The sequence below is a fragment of the Streptomyces litchfieldiae genome, from assembly GCF_031845365.1.
Taxonomy (GTDB): Bacteria; Actinomycetota; Actinomycetes; order Streptomycetales; family Streptomycetaceae; genus Streptomyces; species Streptomyces litchfieldiae.
This window is the reverse complement of record NZ_JAVREL010000006.1, coordinates 265,738-285,635: the sequence shown is the minus strand read 5'-3', so window position 1 is coordinate 285,635 and position 19,898 is coordinate 265,738. Positions and strand designations below refer to the sequence as shown.

Here is a 19,898-nt window from a genome sequence, read left to right as displayed (position 1 = left end):
CGTCGCGAGATGAGACTGCGCGTATGACAAGTCCGGGATTCCTGCCGCGCACCGCGCTGACGGCGTTCGCGCCGTTGGCGTGGGGCACGACCTATGTCGTCACCACCGAGCTTCTCCCGCAGGGACACCCGCTGTTCGCGGGGCTCCTGCGCGCGTTGCCCGCCGGACTGATCGCGCTGGCGATCACCCGGACGCTGCCGCGCGGAGCCTGGTGGGCAAAGGCCGCCGTGCTCGGCGTGCTGAACATCGGGCTGCTCTTCCCGCTGTTGTTCACCGCGGCCGAACGCCTGCCGGGTGGCGTCGCCGCCACCCTGGCGGCGGCCCAGCCGCTCGCCGTCGCCGTCCTGGCCACGCTGGTCCTCCACCAGGGCCCCTCCGCCTGGCACCTCTTCTGGGGTGTGACGGGGGTCGTCGGCGTCGGCTTGATGGTGATCGGGCCGGACGCGGCGCTCGATGCCGTCGGGATCGTGGCGGGCCTCGCCGGCGCGGCCTCGATGGCGCTGGGCGTGACCCTCACCAAACGCTGGGGGCGGCCCGCCGGGGCCGGTGCCACCGCCTTCGCCGGGTGGCAACTCACCGCGGGAGGCGTGTTCCTGGTGCCCGTCACCCTGCTTGTCGAGGGGCCTCCGCCCGCGATCGACGCGCCCGCCGTCCTGGGCTACCTCTGGCTGGGGCTGGTCGGCGGCCTGATCGCCTATGTCCTGTGGTTCCGCGGCGTCACCACGTTGCCCGTCAACTCCGTCGCCGTTCTCATCCTGCTCTCGCCGCTGGTCGCCGCCCTGCTCGGCGCCGTCCTGCTCGGCGAGACGCTCGGCCCGGTCCAACTCGCAGGCTTCGGGCTCTCCCTCGCCGCGATCGGTGCGGGACAGCTTCCTGCGCCCGCCCGTTCACGCCGCCCTGTTTCAACTCCCCCACTGGAAAGGACAGTTCGATGAAGATCGCCGTTGCCGGAGCCGCGGGCATGGTCGGCTCGCGCGTCGTCAGCGAAGCCGCCGGCCGGGGCCATGACCTCGTCGCGATATTCCGAAGGGAACGCCGGGCCGCCCTGCCTCCCGGCGTGACCGCCGTCGAGGGCGACGCGAACGACTCCGACCGCATGAGCGGACTCTTCCACGGCACCGACGCGATCGTGGCCGCGACCCGTCCCGCCCCCGGGCACGAAACCACCGCCGTCATGACCACGACGGCGCTGCTCGACGCGGCCGCTACGGCCGGGAGGCGCATCCTCGTTGTCGGCGGCGCCGCCCCGCTCCGGATCCCGGGACATCCCGACCGGCTCGTCGTCGACAGCCCGGAGTACGTGCCGCGGCAGTGGCGCGCCATCGCCGCCGCCAGCGCGGCGCAACTGGACGCCTGCCGAGCGCACCGGGCCGACTGGGTCTATCTCAGCCCACCCGCCGTCCTGGAACCGGGACATCGCACGGGTGAGTACCGCCGCGGCACCACCACGCTCATCACCGGCGCCGACGGCACGTCCCGCATCTCCGCCGAAGACCTCGCCGTGGCGGTCCTCGACGAACTGGAGACCCCGGGAGGGAACAGGCACTTCACCGTCGGTTACTAGGTCCGAAGTACAGGTCCGTCGCCGGCCCGTTGGAGTAATGACATGCTGGCCGGGCACCGCGTTCCCAAGGCGCGGGCTCCGTGACGAGGGGTGGGAGAAGCGGTGATCGTGTGGCTGAACGGCGCGTTCGGCAGCGGCAAGACCACACTGGCGGCCGAGTTGTGTGCGCGCCGGCCAGAGGCGTTGGTCTATGACCCCGAGCTGGTCGGCCAGGTCCTGAGGCGGATCGTGGACGTGCCGACCGGCGATTTCCAGGATCTCCGCCTGTGGCGGCGGCAGGTCGCGCACCTGGCCGTGGGGCTGGTCGAGGAGTACCGGCGGCCCGTCCTCGTTCCCATGACGTTGGTCAATCCAGAGTATGTGGGCGAGATCTTCGGCGCGCTGAAGGACGCGGGCACGGTGGTCCACCACTTCTTCCTCAAGGTCTCGCCCGAGGTCCTGGTGCGGCGGATCGACGGCCGGAGCTTCACGCCGGATGACCCCGAGCGAGATGAGGAGGTCCGGCGGTGGTGCAAGAGCAAGATCGAGATGTGCGCGGCCGCGGTGGACACCCTGCCCGGTGACACCGTCTTCCTGGACGGCGAGTTGACGCCCGGGGAGCTGGCCGACCGCGTGCTTCAGGGCGTCGGCGCGAGTCCGGACCGGTAGCGGATCCCGCCCCGGGCGAGCGCCGCGTTCCGTGAACCCGGGCGCGGGCGAACGTTCTCGGCGATCGCCTTGACGTCGTCTCCTGACAGATCGGGGAGCGGGACGATATGCTCCCCGCGATGACCACTCACTCTGTTGGCAGATTGGGGGTCCCATCCACGCAAGGTGAGTGCTGATGCCCACTCACACCGCGTATGGGGATTCCCGCCTTTCCCTCTGGCTGCGCGTGCGCGAGTTCGCCGTGCCGCCGTCCATGATCGAGACCGCGACCGCCCGCCGTCGTACCGGGGACTGGGCAGGGGCGTGTGCCGCCGCGGCCATCGATGTCGATCTCAATCTCCGTTCGGTGGCCAGCACTTACGGCCGGGAACTCGCCGCCCGGATCCGGGCCGATCTCCGTCGGCTGGCTCCCGACCTGTTGCGCTGGCACATGCCGCGGATCGCTCCCGACGGACTGCTGCGCCCGGGCCTGACCATCACCCTGGCCCGGTACGACGCCGCGGGGCGGGACGGCGCGCCCCCGGTGCATCTCGTGGTCCGCACTCCGCCCGCCTGGGCGGATGCCGGTCAGCGGATCAGCCTCGCGCTGTGGGACGGGTCCCGTTCCGCGGCGGGCGCCGGCCATCACCCGCATCCCCGTCCCAACCGGCGGTTCCGTCTCGACCTGCACCGTCACCTGTGGGACGCGCGCAGGGCCGATGAACTGCGGATCCGGTCCGGCGCCGATCGGCCGCCCACCGACGGCCAAGCCGTGCCGGACCCCGATCTGCTGAGTACGGTGCCGCCGGAGCGTGGTTGTGCCGTCGGCCGATGGGCGGCCGAGGCGGGGATTCTGCTCCGCGCCGAGGGGCGGTCCACCGGTGCCGTCGTCGCGCGGTTGGGGTCCCGCCACCGGCTGCTCCTGGAACTCGTCGCGAACGGGGACGGCGCCGGGCCGCCCGCGGTGCGGATCGCGGCGGCGCGCGAGGACGGCGGTGCCTGCGCGCCGCCGGTCCTGCCCGACGCGGCGATCTGGGTGCTGCCGGACCTGGAACTGCTCCGCGCCGGACTGATCGAGGGGGATCGGCTGCACCCGCTGGTCGCCTCGGCGCTGGCGCCGGATCGTTCACCGCCCCCCTCGTCCCGGACCCCGGTCGGTGCGGCGCCACCGCGCCTCGTGGAGTGCCGGGGAGCCCGGCACCGGATCGGCCTGGTCGACGGCGTCCTGTCCGCGCTGGACCACGACCCGGAGGAGATCCGGCGGGAGGAACTGCTGGCCGCGCTGACCGGTACCCCGCTCCCCTGCCTGCGGGCGATCGATGTGGCACACCGTCAGCCGGACTGCCTCGCCGACGTCCGCACGCGGCTGGACCACGGCGACACCGCCGGCGCGCTGGCCGTCGTCGAGGGCCTGCTGGGTCCGGACGCGGTGCTGCTCGGCGGCGCTCTGCGGGACGAGTTGGAGGCCGCCGCGCTGCGGCGGATCACCTACGGGCTGTTCCGGGCCGGTCTGGTCGGACGTGAGCGTGATCACGCCTGTCCGGGCCGGGGCCGCCCCCGCGACCACCGTTCCCACCCACGCCAGGCGCTCGTTCGCTGACCGGGACCCAGCTCCGTCCCCCACGTTCACTTCTCACCCACGAACCCCCAGGTGATCACACATGCCCACACGCACCCCGTCCGCCCCGGTCCACACTTCCCAACTGGACGTCGCCGGCGAGTTGTTGGCCCTGCTGCGCGACGCGTCCACCGAACCGCGCCCCGACGTACAACTGGAGGCCCTGACCCTGGCCGTGGCCGCCGACCTCCCCGTGCTCCTGTGGGGTGAGCCCGGGATCGGCAAGACGGCGGCCCTGACCCAGCTCGCCGCGGCCCTGGACCTGCCGTTGACCACCGTGATCGCCAGTGTGCACGAGCCGTCCGACTTCTCGGGCCTGCCGATCGTCGGCGACGATCCGGCGGAGAACGGTGTGCCGATGGCCCCGCCGGACTGGGCGGTGCGCCTGGTGCGGGCCGGCCGCGGCCTGCTGTTCCTGGACGAACTGTCCACCGCGCCACCGGCCGTTCAGGCCGCGCTGCTCCGCCTCGTGCTGGAGCGGCGGATCGGCGCCCTGCGGCTGCCGCCCGGGGTGAGGATCGTCGCCGCGGCCAATCCGCGGTCCTCGGCGGCCGACGGCTGGGAGCTGAGCCCGCCGCTGGCCAACCGGTTCGTCCATCTGCAGTGGACCCATGACCACGAGGTCGTGGTGCGCGGCCTCGGCGGGACCTGGCCCCGGGCGACGCTGCCGCGGCTCGCCCCCGAACGGCTGCCGGAGGCCGTCGACTTCGCCCGCCGCGCGGTGTGCGGGCTCCTCGCCGCCCGCCCCGGGCTCGTGCACCGGCTGCCCACCAACGAGGCGCGCCGGGGCGGCCCCTGGCCGTCGCCTCGGAGCTGGGAGATGACCCTGTGCCTGATCGCCTTCGCGACCGCGGCCGGCTCCTCCAGGGAGGTGCTCTCGCTGCTGGTCAGGGGCACCGTGGGGGACGGTCCGGGGCTGGAACTGCTGGCGAGCCTGGACCGGATGGACCTCCCGGACCCCGAGACGCTGCTCGCCGACCCGGCGGGGGCCGTCCTGCCCGAGCGCGGGGATCTGCGCCAGGCCGTGCTCGACGGAGTGGTGGCGGCGGTCCGCTCGCGCCCGGAGAAGTCCCGCTGGGACGCGGCGTGGGCGCTGCTGGTCCGGGCGGTGGAGACCGGCGCTCCGGACCTGGTGGTCGTCCCGGCGACGACGCTGGCCACGCTGCGCCGCGAGGACTGGGACGTGCCGGCGTCGATCGAGCGGCTCGCCGGGGCGGTGTCCCTGTCCCGCCGGGCGGACCACGCGGCGGCCGCGGTCGCGGCGAAGGCCGGACGATGAACACGGACGCCGCGAGGGCGCTGGACCTCGACAAGCTCTTCGCCGCCCGGCTGCAAGCCGCCCGGGCCCGGCCCTACTTGGCGACGGCGCTGTTCGCCCTGCACGCCGTGGCGTCGCGGACGGTGCCGACGATGGCCGTCGACCGGCACTGGCGGGCCTACGTCTCGCCGGCGTTCGTGGACCGGACGCCCGTGGCGGAACTGGCCGGGGTCTGGGTGCACGAGGTGTCGCACCTGCTGCGCGACCACCACGGGCGCAGCGACCGTTTCGCGCGGGAACACGGGCTGAGCGGACCCGCGGAACGGCTGCGGATGAACATCGCGGGTGACTGCGAGATCAACGACGACGTGTTCGGCGACGGGCTCGTTCAGCCCGAAGGCGCCGTGCTGCCCGCGTCCCTGGGACTGCCCGCGGGCGAGCTCATGGAGGACTACCTGCGCCAGTTCCGGCTCGGGCCGTATACGCAGAGCATGGCCTGGCTGGACTGCGGCAGCGGCGCCGACGGGCTGGAGCGGGAGTGGGACCTGGGGCCGGACGGCGCGCACGGCCTCAGCCCGCAGGAACGGGACGCGGTGCGGTTCCGGGTGGCGCAGGGCATCACCGCCCGCCCGGGGAACGCCCCGAAGGGCTGGCGGCGGTGGGCCGAGGAGGCGTTCCAACCGCCGCAGCCCTGGCGGGAGTTGCTGGGGGCGGCGGTCCGCTCGGCCGCCTGCGGCGCGGGCGCGGGCGACGACTACAGCTACGGCCGGCCGCCGCGGCGGTCGGCCGGAGTGCCCGGCGTTGTCCTGCCGAGCCTCCGGCGCAGGCCGCCCCGGGTCTCCGTCATCATCGACACGTCCGGGTCGGTCAGCGACGCGGAACTGGGCAGCGCGCTCCACGAGGTCGCCGCCATCTCCCGCGCGGTGGGCGGCCGTCGGGACCTGGTCACCGTGCTGCCGTGCGACGCGGCGGCCGACGTCGTGCACCCGCTGTGCCGTGCCGAGGGGATACCGCTGGTGGGCGGTGGGGGCACGGATCTGCGGACGGGCTTCGCCAGGGCGCTCCGCTCGCGGCCCCGGCCGGACGTCGTCGTGGTCCTGACCGACGGACAGACGCCCTGGCCGGGCGCGCGGCCACCGTGCCGGACGGTGGTGGGACTGTTCCCCCGGCGGCGGGCATCCCGGTCGTGGCAGGAGAACAATCCCGATTACGTGCCGGACTCACCGCCCGAGTGGGCACGAGTCGTTCACATCGGATCGACTCCCGCCGCCCGGTGAGCCCTCTCGGGACGGGCGGACCGGTCTCCTCTCCCTCGCGTCGCCGCCGCCGTGTGTGACGCCGTCACTGCGCGCTGGCGGCGGGGCGAACGATGATCTCGTTGACGTCGACGTCGTCGGGCCGGGAAACGGCGAAGGCGATGGCGTCCGCGATGGCGGCGGCGGGGATGGCCACCGAGCGGTAGATCTTCATGTCCTGGCGGGCGCGCGGGTCGGAGATGCCGTCGGCCAGCTCCGACTCGGTGACTCCCGGGGAGACGACGGTGACCCGGATGTCCCCGGGCGACTCCTGGCGCAGCCCCTCGGAGATGGCGCGGACGGCGAACTTGGTGGCGCAGTACACCGCCGCGGTGGGCACCACCTCGTGCGCGCCGACCGAGGCGACGTTGACGAACTGTCCGCCGCCCTGCCGCCGCATGACCGGCAGGGCGGCGGCGATGCCGTGGAGGACACCGCGCACATTGACGTCGATCATCCGGTCCCACTCCTCCACCAGCAGCGAGTCCAGCGGCGAGAGCGGCATCACCCCCGCGTTGTTGACCAGCACGTCCAGCCGCCCGAAGCGCTCGCGCGCGGCGGTGACGAAGGCCCGCACATCGGCGGCATCGGTGACGTCCAGCCGCTGAAACGCCGCGGTGCCACCCTCGGCGGTGATCTCCTCGACCAGCGCGCCGAGCCGGTCGGTGCGCCGTGCGCCCAGCAGCAGGCGGTGCCCGTCGGCGGCCAGGCGGCGGGCGGTCGCCGCCCCGATCCCGCTGCTCGCCCCGGTGACCGCGACGACCTTGGTGACCTCGTTCATGACTGCTTCTCCTCGCGGTACAGGACAAGGTGCTCGTGGTGGAGCACGCCGTCGCGGATGTCACCCGTGGCGGTGAACCCGGTGTCGTCGACGTAGTCGATGTGGCTGCCGGTCACCGTGTAGCGGCCGGTGTAGGCGCTGCGCCGGTCGCCGCGGGCCTCGTCGTACCGGCCGTCCGCGCGTAGCTCTTGGCGTATGTGGCCGTCCGCGGTGACCCACATGCCGACCACGTCGGCGTCGCCGTCTCGCCCGGCGTCTGCCATGGCGGATTCCTTTCGTCCATGAAGCCGTTTGCCTCACCGAGTCTGGGCCGGGCGGGGACCGCCGGCCAGGACGGCTGTTGCCTGGGTGCGCCACACCCAGGCGGCCCGCCGCCGCGCGAATTAGCCTCGGGACATGCCCGACAACCAACTGGGAGAGTTCCTGCGGGCACGCCGGGCGGGCGTGCGGCCGCAGGACGTCGGCATGGTCAGCCACGGCGTGCGCCGTGTCGCCGGCCTGCGGCGCGAGGAGATCGCCGTGCTGGCGGGGGTGAACGCCGACTACTACGCCCGGCTGGAGCAGGGCCGCGAACGGCACCCCTCGCCCCAGGTGCTCGACGCCCTCGCCCGCGCCCTGCGGCTGGGCACCGACGCCCGCGCCCACCTGTTCCGGCTGGCGGGTACCGCGCCGCTGGACCGGGCCACCCACACCACGGACCTGGTCGGCCCCGCCCTGCGCCAGCTCATGGACGCATCGGAAGCCGCCCCGGCGTTCGTGGTCAACCCGGCCCTGGACATCCTGGCGGCCAACGCCCTGGCCGAGGCCCTGTTCTCGCCGTTCGAGCGAGCGGACAACCTGGCCCGCATGGTCTTCCTCGACCCGGCGGGCCGGCAGTTCCACGTCCTCTGGCACACGGCGGCCCACGCCACCGTCGCCAACCTGCGCCAGGCGGCCGGCCTGGACCCGGACCACCCGCGACTGCGGGAACTCGTCGACACCCTCACCGCGCACAGCTCCGACTTCGCCCGCCTGTGGAACGCCCACGCCGTGCGCGGCAAGACCCGGGACGCCAAGCACCTGCTCCACCCGGACGTCGGCCCGCTGACCCTGACGTACCAGTCCTTCGACGTCCGCGACGCCCCGGGCCAGCAACTGGTCGTCTACCAGGCCGAACCCGGCAGCCCCAGCGCCCAGGCCCTCACACTGGTCGGCTCCCTCCACAGCCCCTGGGACCCGACCGATCCCCGTCCCGGCGGCGGGGCGGGTGCGTCAGACTGGCGGGCATGAGCGCACGGATCACCCGCGTCAGCCCGGAACAGCTTCATGAGACCCCCGGCTACCACCACATCACCGTCGTCGAGGCGGGGCGGACCGCTTACCTGGCCGGTCAGTGCCCGCTGGACCGGAGTGGTTCGCTCGTCGGCCCCGGCGACCTCGACCTCCAGACAGACCAGGTCGCGGCGAACGCGCGGATCGCGCTGGAGGCGGTGGCTGCCCGGCCGGAGCACGTCGTGCGCTCGGTGATCTACGTGTGCAGCGATGACAGGGATGTCCTGGGCACCGTGTGGCACCGCCTCACCCACTCGGTCATCGGCCCGGCGTTCACCACGGCCAGCACGCTCCTGGGTGTCGCCCAACTCGGCTTCGCCGGACAGCTCGTCGAGGTGGACCTCACCGTGGCACTTCCCGGCTGACGCCCCATCGCCCCGGCCGGAGACGGCATCACCGGAGATTCGCCGGGCGCCGCCCCCGGTCGTCGACCACCATCCGCCGCTCCTCGCGGATCTCGGGCGGCTCCTGGGACCCGGAGGGCACGAAGACGATCAGGTACTCCTCGAAGCCGTCGCGAACGCCGTACTCGCCCCGGTCCAGACAGGCGTCGAAACGCTCGCGGGAGTCCGCACGGCCCTTGGCGTAGACGTGCACGCCGTAGACGGTCGCGGGGTCGATCCGCAGGTCATCCATGGCGGGGCCGTTCATGGTGTCGCACACCGTCACCACGCCCCTGTGGACCGGGCGGTAGGTGACGGTGCCGAGGTGCGCCCACCCCTCCGGCGGCGTATGCCGCCGCACGACGCGCACGGTCACCGGCGCCCGCTGCTCCTGCACGCGAGTGGTGACCGTGATCCGGCCGTGGGAGAGGATGACCGGCCGCTCGCTCCGGAAGTCGGCCGCCTCGGTGCCGGGGCCGCCCTCGGTGACGCAGAAGTGGCGGTACTCGATGGCAACGGTGCCATGAACCGTGTCCGTCATCGCCGGTCCGCGCTCGCCGCCCGCCGGCGCCACCAAATGGGGCGAGCCGTAGAGGTGTTGACGCACTTCATCACGCCTCCATCATCCATGGGACGCGCACAGCGGACCGAACCCCTTGCGGCGCCCGTTACCCGGCTTCATTCGCAAGCGGGCGCCCTCTCCGCAGATCGCTCGGGCGATCACGGGCGACTCGCTCTGGCCAAGCTGAACGCCGACAACCGCACGCACGCGGTGGTGCTGGCCTACGAGACCGGCGTGCTGGCGACGGGCTGAGCCGGCCCGGGCGACCTGGTGCCCGTCGCCGCTCGGGGTGGCTGGTTCCCGCCCCCGGGTCGAACCGGCGAGGGACCTCCTCCGTGAGTGGAGAGTCATGAGCATGGTTCCCCCACCGACAGGAGTGCCCATGGTTTCCCGACCCGCTGCACGCCGGCCCCGGCTCGGTCTGGCCCTCGGGGCCGGCCTCGCCGGCCTCTCGCTGGCCCTCGCCCCCACCGCCGCCTCGGCGGCGACCACCGCGCAGGCCGCCGATGTGACCGTGACCCTGCGGATCACGATCGGCGCCGGGGACCCCTCGTGGCCCGCGGACTCCGTCATCATCGGCATGCCGGACGACAGCCCGAGCGGCCGGTACTGGGACTGCCAGCGGGGCTTCACCACGGGCGTGCCCAAGGACGTCGTGGTGACGGTCCCCGAGGGCACGTTCCTGCCGGTGTGGAGCAGCCACGGCTGTTACGACGCGCTCAGCCACGGCAACGGCACCGCCACCACCGACGGCGAGATCATCGAAGTCATCGTCCCCTAGCGGCGGTTGCCGCCCCTGAGTGGCGGGCCGGTTCGGCGAGGGACGGTTCGCCGGGGCCCGAACGGGTGCCGGGCGGGCACGGGTGGGAGAAACCCGTGCCCGCCCGGTGATCGGCGGATGTGCTGCCGGTCAGGAGGAGGTGCAGCCGAGGCCGCTCAGGCTCGGTGAGCCGCCGCCTCCGCCGGCCACGAAGCCGAAGGTGGTCGATCCACCGGCGGCGAGGCTGCCGTTGTGAGTGGCATTGCGCACCGAGACCGTGCCGGAGGAGCCGGTGCGTTCGCCGTTCCACATGGAGCTGACGGTGGCTCCGGCGGGCAGGGTGAGCTGGACCGTCCAGCCGCTGATCGCGGCCGCGTTGTTGTTCGTGACCGATACCTCCGCCTGGAAACCACCGTTCCAGGCGTTGACCACGCGGGAGGTCACCCCGCACCCGGCCGGCCCGGGCGGCGGGTCGTCGTCGCCGCCCGGGGTGAGGATCGGGGTTTGCCAGTCCCGCCACTGGGACAGGTTGCCGGCCTTGCGGGACGAGATCCTCATCTCGCCCGGGGCACTGCCCGTTCCCAGCAGGAACGTCTGGATGCTCTGCTGCAACGGGGCCCGCCACTCGGACCGGACGGCGCAGTGGTTGCCGTCCTGGATGTCGGACCAGTAGGTGATGTTGTCCCCGGCGCCGAGCGCGTTGTAGACCTCCGCCGCGCCCAGGGCCGCCACGCTGCCGGACCTGGCGCCCAGCCAGTCGATGTGGGGGCTCTCCATGACGAAGAGTCCGCGGGGCGCGACCATGGCCAGGATCTCGTGGGTGTCCACGGGGAGGTTGTTCGGGTTGCTCGTGTAGGAGCCGAACGCGTCGCCCAGCCACGGCTGTTCACCGTAGGCGCTGCTCAGCGGCTGCGAGCCGCTCTCCCCGGGGATCCCGCGGAAGATGGGAGCGCCACCGGTACCCGACTCGATCGGCATGGTCAGCGCGATTGCGCTGGTCGAACGCGCCGGCCACGAGGGCGCCCTTGCCGAACCGCGAGCATCCCGTGACGCCGGTCGCGTCCGCGGTGAGAACGTTGCTGCCCGACTGCTCGATGACGTCGATGATGCGGCTGACGCCCCAGGACCAGGCCATGAGCAGCCCCGTGCTGCTCGTCGAGCCGTAGATGCTGTAGAACGCGCCTTGTTTGTTGTTGCGTGCGGTGCCCTCTCTGCCCACCGTGTAGGGGTCGAAGTTGATGACGGCGGCACCCGAGGACCGGATGGTGGCCGTGTCCGCGCCCATTCCTCCGAAGACGATGACGGCCGGGAAGGGCCCGGAGCCGCTCGGCAGGGAGACCGACGCGGAGAAGCTCGAACTCCTGCCCTGGTCCGTCACGTTCACGGTGATGCCGGTCGACGAGACCGTTCCCGTGACGCTGTCGGGGGCGTCGGGCTTCTCGCCGTAGACGAACCTCTCGGCCAGCTCCTTGATCTCCGCCCGTCGGCACCGCCAGTCGGACTGGGCGGAGACGCGGGTACCGTCCAGCTTCCTGAACGGGTCCGGAAGCAGGGAGGTGGGGGTCTGCTGACCCGGGTCGGGCACGACGCAGTCGGCACCGTCGTGCTCGTCGGCGGCGGCCTGAACCAGCGGGGCGGCCCCGTCGCTGTCGGCGGCGCCCGCCCGCGTGCCGAGAGTGGTGGCGGTTAAGCTCACGACGGCCACGAAAACCGCGGCGGCCCACCCCCGGGGCCGATATCGATGGAAGCGCATTGGGGGACCTCCAGAAGAAGGCGCGCAGCCGACGGAAATGCCCCTGCCGGACGGCATGGAGTCATGAACCGGCCGACGCACGCCGCGATGGTGGAAGTGCGCCGGACCACGATGTCGTCAAAGCTGCCCCCAGGCCTCAACCGCAGCCCAGTACTGGGCAAGGTACAAGGGCGCCAGTTGGACGCGCAATCCCCCTGTAACACGCGGGTACCACCGGGCCCCTCGGGTTTCAGCGCCGTCGGGAGCGTTCCGGCGCCGGCGCGGTTGGCCGGATTCGCCGGTGGTCTCACGGGCCGTCAGCAACCTTCCCTGGCACCGGTGGCGACAACACTGCGCCGGACCGACTGAAGGGAGCCGCTCATGTCGCGCAGGTCCAGGAGCATCCTCCGGAAGACCCTCGGGGTGGTCGCCGCCGCGGCCGTCCTGGGGCCGCTCATGCCGGCCGCGGCCGGTGGTGCCCCGATGGCGGCGCCCGTCGCGTTTCCGGGGGCGGAGGGGTTCGGTGCCCAGGTCACCGGAGGGCGGGGCGGCGAGGTCTATCACGTCACCCATCTCAACGACTCGGGGCCCGGGTCCTTCCGGGACGCGGTGAGTCAGCCGAACCGCATCGTCGTCTTCGACGTCGGGGGTTACATCGCGCTCCGGTCGCCCGTGCACGTCTCCAGCAACATCACCATTGCCGGGCAGAGCGCCCCGGGCGACGGAGTGGCGACCCGCGGGTACCAGGTGTCGTTCTCCAACTCCGACAACGTCATCGTCCGGTACATGCGGTTCCGCCACGGCCTGACGCCCGACCAGAACCGCGACGCGGTGGCGATCGACAGCGGCAGCAACATGATCTTCGACCATGTCTCCACCTCGTGGGGCCGCGACGAGACGTTCTCCATCAACAGCAGCACGAACATCACCGTGCAGTACTCGATCATGGCCGAGGGCCTGGACCCGCACTCGTGCGGCGGACTCGTGCAGAGCGACGGTGTGACCCTGAGCCACAACCTCTACATCCACAACAAGACCCGCAACCCCAAGTCGAAGGGACGGCTCCAGTACGTCAACAGCGTGATCTACAACTGGGGAACGGACGGCTACATCCTGGGCGACTCCGCGGGCATCAGCAACGCCAACGCCGTGGGGAACTACTTCGTCGCGGGGCCCTCCACCACCGGCGATCCCTTCACCCGCGCCAACGCCAACTACCACATCTACGCATCCGGCAACTACTACGACGAGGACGCCGACGGCCAGCTCGACGGCCGCGCGACCACGGACGCCGACCTCGGGCCGGCCACCATCGAGGACCAGCCCTTCGACTTCCCGCCGGTCACCGTCCAGACGGCGCGGCAGGCGTACGACACCGTACTCGCCGGGGCCGGCGCCTCGCTGCACCGCGACGCGATCGACACCCGCCTGGTCAACGATGTCGCCCGCCAGACCGGCGCCATCATCACCGACCCCGCGCAGGTCGGCGGCTTCGGCGTCCTGCGCGGCGGCACCCCGCCGGCCGACACCGACCGCGACGGCATACCGGACACCTGGGAGCACGAGCGGGGGCTCGACCCGGGCGACGCCTCCGACGCCGGTGACACCGACGCCGGCGGCTACACCCATGTCGAGCGGTACCTCAACGAGTTGGCGGGCTGACGCGGCGGTGACCGGGCGCCGGCCGGGCGCCCGGTCCCGGCTACCAGCGCAGCGGAAGCGTGGCCAGGTAGTCGTCCAGCAGGCCGGCGAGGATCCGGTGGTCGTTGAGCGAGAAGTGCCAGTCGCAGCCGAGGCGGTCCAGGGCCGGGTCGTCGTAGTACCAGTAGCCGACCCGGTCGTCGCCGCGCCCGTTGCGGTCCCGGACGATGCGCTGGGCGGTCTCGGCGAACGTGTTGGTGCTGGAGACGCCGGTGGCGCCGATCACGATGAACGTCCCGGCGCCGTAGCGGGCGCGCAGCTTGTCGAGGAAGCCGTGGTACGCGGTCTCGTAGTCGGCGACCAGGCTGTCCTCCGTGGCCCAGCGCTCGCCCGGGCCGAGCGGGGTCGAGAAGTCGTTGGCACCCAGGGCCACCACGACGACCTGCGGCCGCCAGGTCACCGGTCTCCGCCAGACGTCGCCGTCCACGTGCAGGAGGGCCCGGTCGTAGTAGGTGCGGAAGTCGACCTCGGGGCTGCCGCCATTCCAGTTGCGGACCATGCCGAGGCCGGAGAAGGCGTTGATCTGGTAGTCGGCGTCGAGTCCTCGGGCGGTGAGGGCACCGTAGGTGAGGTCCGCGTTGCTGTTCCGGTTGACCCCTCCGTTGCTCGAACAGTCGCGGGTGCCCGAGGCGTTGCCGTAACCGGCGGTGTTGGAGTCGCCGATGAACTCGATCTGCCTGCTCCGGGGCCGGGGCCGGGCGAGGATCGCGCCCCCGGGCGCGGTGACGAATCCGCCGAACGTGCCCGCGGCCCAGGCGCTTTCCGTGCGCTTGACCAGCCGCACGGCGTGCGCGGCGTTGGCGAGGCCGTTGATCCAGCGGGTGGTCCGGCCGGGGGTCACCAGGGTGGCGACGGTCGTTCCGTCGATCTGGATGTCGTAGTCGTTGTGGGCGTCGTCGAGGACGATCCCGACGCCGGTTCCGCGGAACCGGCCCTCGAAGTAGACGCCGGGCCAGGAGTACTGCACGGCGTCGGGCGCGGTCCTCGTGACGCGGCCGGCCGTGTGGAACTGGGCCGGCACGCCACCCGATGCCCGCACCGGCGAGGCGACGGCGGTGACGGCGCCCAGGGCGGCCGCCGTGACCAGCGTCCGGCGCGAGAGACGGGGTTGAGTCTGCATATGGCTGTCCTTCGGTCGCGGTGGACGGGCCGTCTCCCCCTCGCCTGCCGTTGGGAGCGCTCCCGTGAAGGGCACTCCTGAAGGTGGCCGCTGCACACGACTCCGTCAATCCCTCGCGAAACAATCTTCACGCGGCGCGCAACGGCACCACCGGGTGAAGGCACGCGAACGACGCGGGCGCGCGTTGGGCACACCGGGATCGGCGTCCGGCGAGGGCTGAAGACACTGAGGCTGCTCGGCTCGGACGACGTTCCCGCCCCGCTGAGCGAACTCGGGGCCCGCGCTCGGTGCGGGCCCAGGGCAGGGTACGTACGCACCGTGGATCCGCACCGCCGGCCGGGGGCCGGCCTATCCCCGGCCGCCGAAGTCCCGCCGCCGAGGGTCAGGCCTCGGCGCGCGAGGGGAGCGTCCAGGGTCCTCGCTTGTGACTGAGCCTTCCTCGTACCTCCGTACGACGGCGGATGCCTACGATGCCATCGCCGTTCTCTATGCCGACCTCTTCCGTAACGCGCTTGACGCCTTTCCGCTGGATCGCGCGGTGCTCGCGGCGTTCGCCGAGCTCGCACGGACCAGGGGTCCCGGTCCCGTCGCCGAGCTGGGCTGCGGCCCGGGTACCGTGACCGCGCACCTGCGGGACCTCGGTCTGGACATCCTCGGCGTCGACCTGTCGCCGGTGATGATCGACCTCGCCCGCGAGGCGCACCCGGATCTGCGGTTCGAGGTGGGTTCCATGGACGCCCTGGACCTGGCGGACGGCGAGCTCAACGGCATCGTGTCCTGGTACTCGGTCATTCACACGCCACCGCGGGAACTGCCGTCGTACTTCGCCGAGTTCCGTCGCGTCCTCGCGCCCGGCGGCCATCTCCTGCTCGCCTTCTTCGAGTCGGAGGGTGAACCGGTCACGGCGTTCGACCACAAGGTGACGACGGCCTTCCGGTGGCCGATCGACGAACTCGCGGGGCTGGCGGGCGAATTCGGATTCGCCGAGGTCGGCCGGATGCTGCGCGAACCACACGAGGACGAGCGGTTCCGCCGGGGGCATCTGCTGATGCGTGGAGAGAAGTAGCTCAAGTGATCCCCTGCCCGCGAGAGGAGGCGCGGGGCGGCCGGTGGCCCATGGGACGTGAGCGACCGGGCACGCCGACCGGCTGGCGTGCCCGGCGCGGGTCCCTCGCCGGGCCGGTGGGCGTCGTTACTGTGGGCGAGTCCAGGTCCGGCGACCCGAGTTCGCGTGGGTGTGATGCCGCAGCCCTCCGCCGGGTCGGCCCGGGCTTTCGCCGATCCCCGGGAGATGCCCTTATGTCCCTGCCCGTGCTGTTCGGTGCCAACGTCGACCCCGTCTGGGCAAACCCGCACGCGGCGCTTCGCCTCGCCCGGCAGGCGGAGGGCGCGGGGCTGGATCTGGTCACCGTCCAGGACCACCCGTACCAGGCCGCCTTCTACGACACGTGGACGCTGATCAGCTATCTGGCCGGCGCGACCGAACGGATCACGTTCGTCCCCACGGTGGCCAGCCTCCCGCTGCGGCCGCCCGCCGTCCTGGCCAAGTCCGCCGCGAGCCTCGACGTGCTCAGCGGCGGGCGCGTCCAGCTCGGGCTGGGCGCGGGTGCCTTCTGGGAAGGGATCGCGGCCATGGACGGGCCGCGGCGGAGCGCCGGGGAGGCCGTCGCGGCGTTCGCCGAGGCGCTCGAGGTGATCCGGCTGATGTGGAGCGGGGAGCGCTCGGTGCGGTACGCGGGCGGCCATTACCGGCTCTCCGGCGTCCACCCCGGACCCGCCCCCTCCCCCGGGCTGGGCATCTGGACCGGGGCGTACGGCCCCCGGATGCTCGACCTGACCGGCCGCAGAGCCGACGGGTGGATGCCGTCGCTGGGGTTTCTCGGCCTGGACCGGCTCCCGGGCGCGGTCGGCCGCCTGGACACGGCGGCGGCCGACGCGGGCCGGGACCCACGGGACATCCGCAAGATCTACAACCTCGCCGGGATCATCGGCGCGGAGTCGCCGGACCCGTTCCGGGGCTCGGTGCGCCAATGGACCGAACAACTGGTCTCCACCGTGCGCGAGTACGGCATGAACGGCTTCGTCTATTGGCCCGAGCGTGACCACGCGCGACAGCTCGGCGTGTTCGCGGAGGAGGTCGTCCCGGCGGCGCGCGAGGCTCTCGCCGACGCCGCCGGGTAGGGAAGGGACGGCCCCGCGCTCGGCCCAACTCCCCCGGATCCACGGCCGAAAGACCGCGGCACCCGAACGGCTGCGCCCGGCGGCGGACTTCCCCACTCCGCATTACGGTTAAATCCGGCATTTCCCTTTGGGGGTCATCCAGTCGGGGCGAAGGAAGGGTCCGCGGCGGAGTTTGCCCTGCCGCGGTGACAGGCACCGCTTCTTCCCGCCCCGAGGAGCAGGAGAGCGACATGAACATCCGTAAGCGGCGAATTCGGCGTGCGGCTGTGGCCGTGTGCGCCACCGCGCTGACCACGCTGACGGTCAGTGGCGGTGGCCCTCCCGGCGGCGGGCCGCAGCCGGGGGATTCCGGGAGAGACGGCCGCACCATTCGCGTGGAGACGAATCTGCGGGTCTCGGAGGAGCTGGATCTCGGGGCATCGGGCCGCAGCGTCGGCGACCAGTTCATATTCAGCGGGGATCTGCTGTCGGTCGAGGATTCGGACGGATCCACGGTCGGCACCATCGGCGGATACTGCGTCATCACCGAGGTGGAGCGCAACGCCGGACAGTGCTCGCTCACCGCGGTGCTGGACGGCGGACAGATCACGGTCCAGGGCGAGCAGGAAGGGATTCCGACGCCCAGCGCGGTCACGAACGCGATCACCGGAGGCACCGGGGAGTTCCGCAACGCGCAGGGTGAAATGGCCCTCGAGTTCCAGACGCCGGTGGTCTGGCGGCTCACGTTCACGCTGACCGGCCGCTGACGGGCCGCCACAGGATCGACCGCCGCGCTGGAGGGCTGAGCTCCCCGCGGCGGTCGGTTCCTTTTCGTTCTCCGGCGTCAGCCCGTCACGATCTGCCCCTCACTGACCTCGAATTCCTCGGCCGGCGCACAGCCGGCCGACGGCGTGATCAGCAGGCTCACCGCGACCGGCGCGGGCTCGGTGCTGGCGGTGGAGAACTCGCAGATCGCCCCGGAGCCGGTCAGGGGACCCCAGAACCAGCCGTCCGGCTCGCCCACCGTGGCCCGGTCCGACTCCTTCCACTCCCCGTCCTGGAACGTGAAGACCCGCAGCTCCACCGAGGCCGCCGTCGGGTCCGCCGTCGAACGCACGGCCGTGAGCGTGAACTGGTAGTCGCGCCCCAGCACCGACGAGGCGATCCGCCGGCTCTCCCCCGCTCGGTCCCCGGACGTGTCGCGTTCCCCGTCCGGATCCGCCGGCGGGCCGCCGGCGGTGGTGCCGATCACGGCGGCGACGGCCAGTCCGCCGAGGACGGTCCGGCTCTTCCAGCTGTTTCTGCGGGCAAGAGACGTTCGCGGTATGAAGCGCCGCATGGGCCACCTCCTGGTGTATGGGATGCCCCATCACTGTAAATATCCCTCGACGTACATGTATGCCCGATATCGACCGAATGGGTAGTCGAGCCGCCGCGCGGCGGAGCCCGCCCCGACACGCCCGGTGGCGCACGCCCGCCGCGGGGGCGCCAAGGCGGGCGTGGGGCGCGCTCGCGGTCGGGAGAGCACGCCACGCGCAACGACAGAGAATGGCCGACCGGCCGACCGACGGCGGGCCATGTGCGCTGGCCGGGGGCCGGATAACGCTTTCCGCCACGCCGGGCTTCGATCCTCATATCTATCTATGTGCCGTTTGTCGCTTCCGCTCCCTGGCGATTCTCATCACAGTCGGTAACGGCTCGTATGCGTGGAGGGAGCATTCGCCATGAAGACCCAGCCCGGGCGAAGATCGACCGTCCTGATGCCGCGACGCGGACCCCGGTGACCTCCGGCAGCTAGGGATCGTATGCCGCTTCGTTATGGGGTTCTGGGACCGCTCGTCACCGGCGGTGGAGACGTGCTGAGCACCGTGTCCTCGCCCAAGCAGCGCACGCTCATCGCCGCCCTGCTACTGCGTTCCAATACCGAAGTCCCGTCCGAGGAGCTTCGGGAGTTGCTGTGGCCGGGCCGTCCCGTCGAACGGGCCCAGATATCGCTGCACACACTGATCTCCCGAACTCGGCGCGAACTGCGCCGCCGTGGCGTGACGGGCATTTCCTCGCTGAGTTCCGGTTACGCGATCGACACCACGCACGACGAACTGGACCTCAATCTGTTCGAGCGCGCCTGTGAGCGGGGGCGGCACGCCTGGCGCGAGGGGAATTGGGCGCGCGCCTCCGCCGCCCTGCGTCAGGGACTCGACCTGTGGCGCGGGGAGTTCCTGAGCGATGTGACGGTGCCCGAATTGCAGGAGCCGCATCGGGGACCGCTGATCGAACAGCGCCTTCAGGCACTCGAATTGCGCATCGATGCGGAGCTGGAGCTGGGCGAGAGCGGCGCGCTGGTGAAGGAGTTGCGCCAACTGGTGATGACGCACCCGCTGCGCGAGCGTTTCCACGCGCTCCTGCTGCTCGCCCTGTACCGATCGGGCCAGCGTGCCGACGCGCTGGCGGCCTTCCGGGAGGCGCGGCGGCTCATGGTGGACGAGCTCGGCGTCGAGCCGGGCTGGGAGTTGCAGGAGCTCCACCAGCGCGTCCTGACCGACGACCCGTCATTGCTGACAACGGTGATAAAGGCACGGCCGCGGTGAACGCCGGAACGGCAGGACGGCGAAGCGGAATTCGGGGGCCGCGGACGGCAAAGCCTTCTGGGGACGTATGTAAGTCGAATGTAAGGGGTCTTGTCTACGGTTGACCCGGCATGGCCGCCCGAGGACCCATAGGGGAGTTGGCACATGAAGAACGTGAAGGACGAGATGGCTCCGGAGAAGGAGACCGCGGACGCCGCCACGGAGACGCGGGAGCCCGAGGACGTGGCGACGGACGAAAAGGCAGCCGAGGAACTGGACGAACTCGACGACGTGGCCGAGCTGGACGATATCGAGTTCGCCCTCGACGAGGTGGAGAGCAAAATCGCGCCGCTCGCGCTCGCCGAGCTGTGACGAATTTGCCGCCGCGAGCCCGCAATCGGCCGACCGAACGCGGGACAGGACTGTGAGAGAGGGCATCGGTGCAGTCGGCGCTGGAAA

23 protein-coding genes are annotated in these 19,898 nt (G+C 72.0%); 16 read left to right on the top strand and 7 right to left on the bottom strand.

Annotated elements, in window-relative coordinates; genetic code table 11:
• The first annotated feature begins 23 nt into the window (after positions 1–23).
• From RM590_RS13585 to RM590_RS13560, 6 genes are all read left to right on the top strand, one after another.
• Positions 24–935: an EamA family transporter gene (locus RM590_RS13585; protein ID WP_311704773.1), complete on the top strand. Its 912-nt coding sequence runs from the start codon at positions 24–26 to the stop codon at positions 933–935.
• Complete coding sequence (locus RM590_RS13580) at positions 932–1,564, top strand: NAD(P)-dependent oxidoreductase (protein ID WP_311704772.1); 633 nt, start codon at positions 932–934, stop codon at positions 1,562–1,564. Before RM590_RS13585 ends, RM590_RS13580 begins: the two co-directional genes overlap by 4 nt.
• A 102-nt stretch (positions 1,565–1,666) precedes the next feature.
• Positions 1,667–2,212 (top strand): AAA family ATPase, encoded by a 546-nt coding sequence (locus RM590_RS13575; protein ID WP_311704771.1) that lies wholly within the window; start codon positions 1,667–1,669, stop codon positions 2,210–2,212.
• A gap of 175 nt (positions 2,213–2,387) precedes the next feature.
• Positions 2,388–3,791: a hypothetical protein gene (locus RM590_RS13570; RefSeq protein WP_311704770.1), complete on the top strand. Its 1,404-nt coding sequence runs from the start codon at positions 2,388–2,390 to the stop codon at positions 3,789–3,791.
• A 61-nt stretch (positions 3,792–3,852) separates the two neighbouring features.
• Positions 3,853–5,088, top strand: a complete 1,236-nt coding sequence (locus RM590_RS13565) for an AAA family ATPase (RefSeq protein WP_311704769.1) — start codon at positions 3,853–3,855, stop codon at positions 5,086–5,088.
• The gene (locus RM590_RS13560) at positions 5,085–6,344 is read left to right on the top strand and encodes a vWA domain-containing protein (RefSeq protein WP_311704768.1); all 1,260 of its coding nucleotides are present in this window, start codon (positions 5,085–5,087) and stop codon (positions 6,342–6,344) included. Before RM590_RS13565 ends, RM590_RS13560 begins: the two co-directional genes overlap by 4 nt.
• A gap of 64 nt (positions 6,345–6,408) precedes the next feature.
• On the opposite strand, the gene RM590_RS13555 is transcribed toward RM590_RS13560, so the two are convergent.
• Together RM590_RS13555 and RM590_RS13550 are read right to left on the bottom strand one after the other, a co-directional pair.
• Positions 6,409–7,143: an SDR family oxidoreductase gene (locus RM590_RS13555; protein ID WP_311704767.1), complete on the bottom strand. Its 735-nt coding sequence runs from the start codon at positions 7,141–7,143 to the stop codon at positions 6,409–6,411.
• Positions 7,140–7,406 carry an Atu4866 domain-containing protein gene (locus RM590_RS13550; protein ID WP_311704766.1) on the bottom strand — a complete coding sequence of 89 codons (267 nt, stop codon included), beginning with the start codon at positions 7,404–7,406 and terminating at the stop codon, positions 7,140–7,142. Before RM590_RS13550 ends, RM590_RS13555 begins: the two co-directional genes overlap by 4 nt.
• Before the next feature lie 133 nt (positions 7,407–7,539).
• Here RM590_RS13550 and RM590_RS13545 point away from each other — a divergent pair, with 133 nt between their 5' ends.
• Complete coding sequence (locus RM590_RS13545; protein ID WP_311704765.1) at positions 7,540–8,412, top strand: helix-turn-helix transcriptional regulator; 873 nt, start codon at positions 7,540–7,542, stop codon at positions 8,410–8,412.
• Positions 8,409–8,819, top strand: coding sequence for a RidA family protein (locus tag RM590_RS13540; protein ID WP_311704764.1), 411 nt, complete (start codon positions 8,409–8,411; stop codon positions 8,817–8,819). Before RM590_RS13545 ends, RM590_RS13540 begins: the two co-directional genes overlap by 4 nt.
• A 28-nt stretch (positions 8,820–8,847) precedes the next feature.
• Here RM590_RS13540 and RM590_RS13535 read toward each other — a convergent pair whose 3' ends face one another.
• The gene (locus RM590_RS13535) at positions 8,848–9,444 is read right to left on the bottom strand and encodes a hypothetical protein (protein ID WP_311704763.1); all 597 of its coding nucleotides are present in this window, start codon (positions 9,442–9,444) and stop codon (positions 8,848–8,850) included.
• 21 nt (positions 9,445–9,465) lie between these two features.
• On the opposite strand from RM590_RS13535, the gene RM590_RS13530 reads away from it, so the two are divergent.
• Both RM590_RS13530 and RM590_RS13525 read left to right on the top strand, forming a co-directional pair.
• A complete protein-coding gene (locus RM590_RS13530) occupies positions 9,466–9,651 on the top strand; it encodes a hypothetical protein (RefSeq protein ID WP_311704762.1) in 186 nt (61 codons plus the stop codon).
• Between the two features lie 130 nt (positions 9,652–9,781).
• Positions 9,782–10,180 carry a hypothetical protein gene (locus tag RM590_RS13525; protein ID WP_311704761.1) on the top strand — a complete coding sequence of 133 codons (399 nt, stop codon included), beginning with the start codon at positions 9,782–9,784 and terminating at the stop codon, positions 10,178–10,180.
• Between the two features lie 129 nt (positions 10,181–10,309).
• Here RM590_RS13525 and RM590_RS13520 read toward each other — a convergent pair whose 3' ends face one another.
• A complete protein-coding gene (locus RM590_RS13520; RefSeq protein ID WP_311704760.1) occupies positions 10,310–11,137 on the bottom strand; it encodes a glucuronyl esterase domain-containing protein in 828 nt (275 codons plus the stop codon).
• Entirely contained in the window at positions 11,046–11,855 is an 810-nt protein-coding gene (locus tag RM590_RS13515) for a glucuronyl esterase domain-containing protein (protein ID WP_311704759.1), read from the bottom strand. Before RM590_RS13515 ends, RM590_RS13520 begins: the two co-directional genes overlap by 92 nt.
• A gap of 417 nt (positions 11,856–12,272) precedes the next feature.
• Here RM590_RS13515 and RM590_RS13510 point away from each other — a divergent pair, with 417 nt between their 5' ends.
• Complete coding sequence (locus tag RM590_RS13510) at positions 12,273–13,553, top strand: pectate lyase family protein (protein ID WP_311704758.1); 1,281 nt, start codon at positions 12,273–12,275, stop codon at positions 13,551–13,553.
• Positions 13,554–13,593: 40 nt separating this feature from the next.
• Here RM590_RS13510 and RM590_RS13505 read toward each other — a convergent pair whose 3' ends face one another.
• Positions 13,594–14,712, bottom strand: coding sequence for an SGNH/GDSL hydrolase family protein (locus tag RM590_RS13505; protein WP_311704757.1), 1,119 nt, complete (start codon positions 14,710–14,712; stop codon positions 13,594–13,596).
• A 424-nt stretch (positions 14,713–15,136) separates the two neighbouring features.
• On the opposite strand from RM590_RS13505, the gene RM590_RS13500 reads away from it, so the two are divergent.
• From RM590_RS13500 to RM590_RS13490, 3 genes are all read left to right on the top strand, one after another.
• Positions 15,137–15,778, top strand: a complete 642-nt coding sequence (locus RM590_RS13500; protein WP_311704756.1) for a class I SAM-dependent DNA methyltransferase — start codon at positions 15,137–15,139, stop codon at positions 15,776–15,778.
• A 233-nt stretch (positions 15,779–16,011) separates the two neighbouring features.
• A complete protein-coding gene (locus RM590_RS13495) occupies positions 16,012–16,893 on the top strand; it encodes an LLM class flavin-dependent oxidoreductase (protein WP_311704755.1) in 882 nt (293 codons plus the stop codon).
• Between the two features lie 230 nt (positions 16,894–17,123).
• Positions 17,124–17,639: an allene oxide cyclase barrel-like domain-containing protein gene (locus RM590_RS13490; RefSeq protein WP_311704754.1), complete on the top strand. Its 516-nt coding sequence runs from the start codon at positions 17,124–17,126 to the stop codon at positions 17,637–17,639.
• A gap of 77 nt (positions 17,640–17,716) precedes the next feature.
• Here RM590_RS13490 and RM590_RS13485 read toward each other — a convergent pair whose 3' ends face one another.
• On the bottom strand, positions 17,717–18,211 hold the full coding sequence (locus tag RM590_RS13485) for a hypothetical protein (protein WP_311704753.1): 495 nt from the start codon (positions 18,209–18,211) through the stop codon (positions 17,717–17,719).
• A gap of 517 nt (positions 18,212–18,728) precedes the next feature.
• Between RM590_RS13485 and RM590_RS13480 the strand changes: the two genes are divergently transcribed.
• Both RM590_RS13480 and RM590_RS13475 read left to right on the top strand, forming a co-directional pair.
• Positions 18,729–19,460: an AfsR/SARP family transcriptional regulator gene (locus RM590_RS13480; protein WP_311704752.1), complete on the top strand. Its 732-nt coding sequence runs from the start codon at positions 18,729–18,731 to the stop codon at positions 19,458–19,460.
• 144 nt (positions 19,461–19,604) lie between these two features.
• Positions 19,605–19,811, top strand: coding sequence for an ammosamide/lymphostin RiPP family protein (locus tag RM590_RS13475; RefSeq protein ID WP_311704751.1), 207 nt, complete (start codon positions 19,605–19,607; stop codon positions 19,809–19,811).
• Positions 19,812–19,898: the final 87 nt, after the last annotated feature.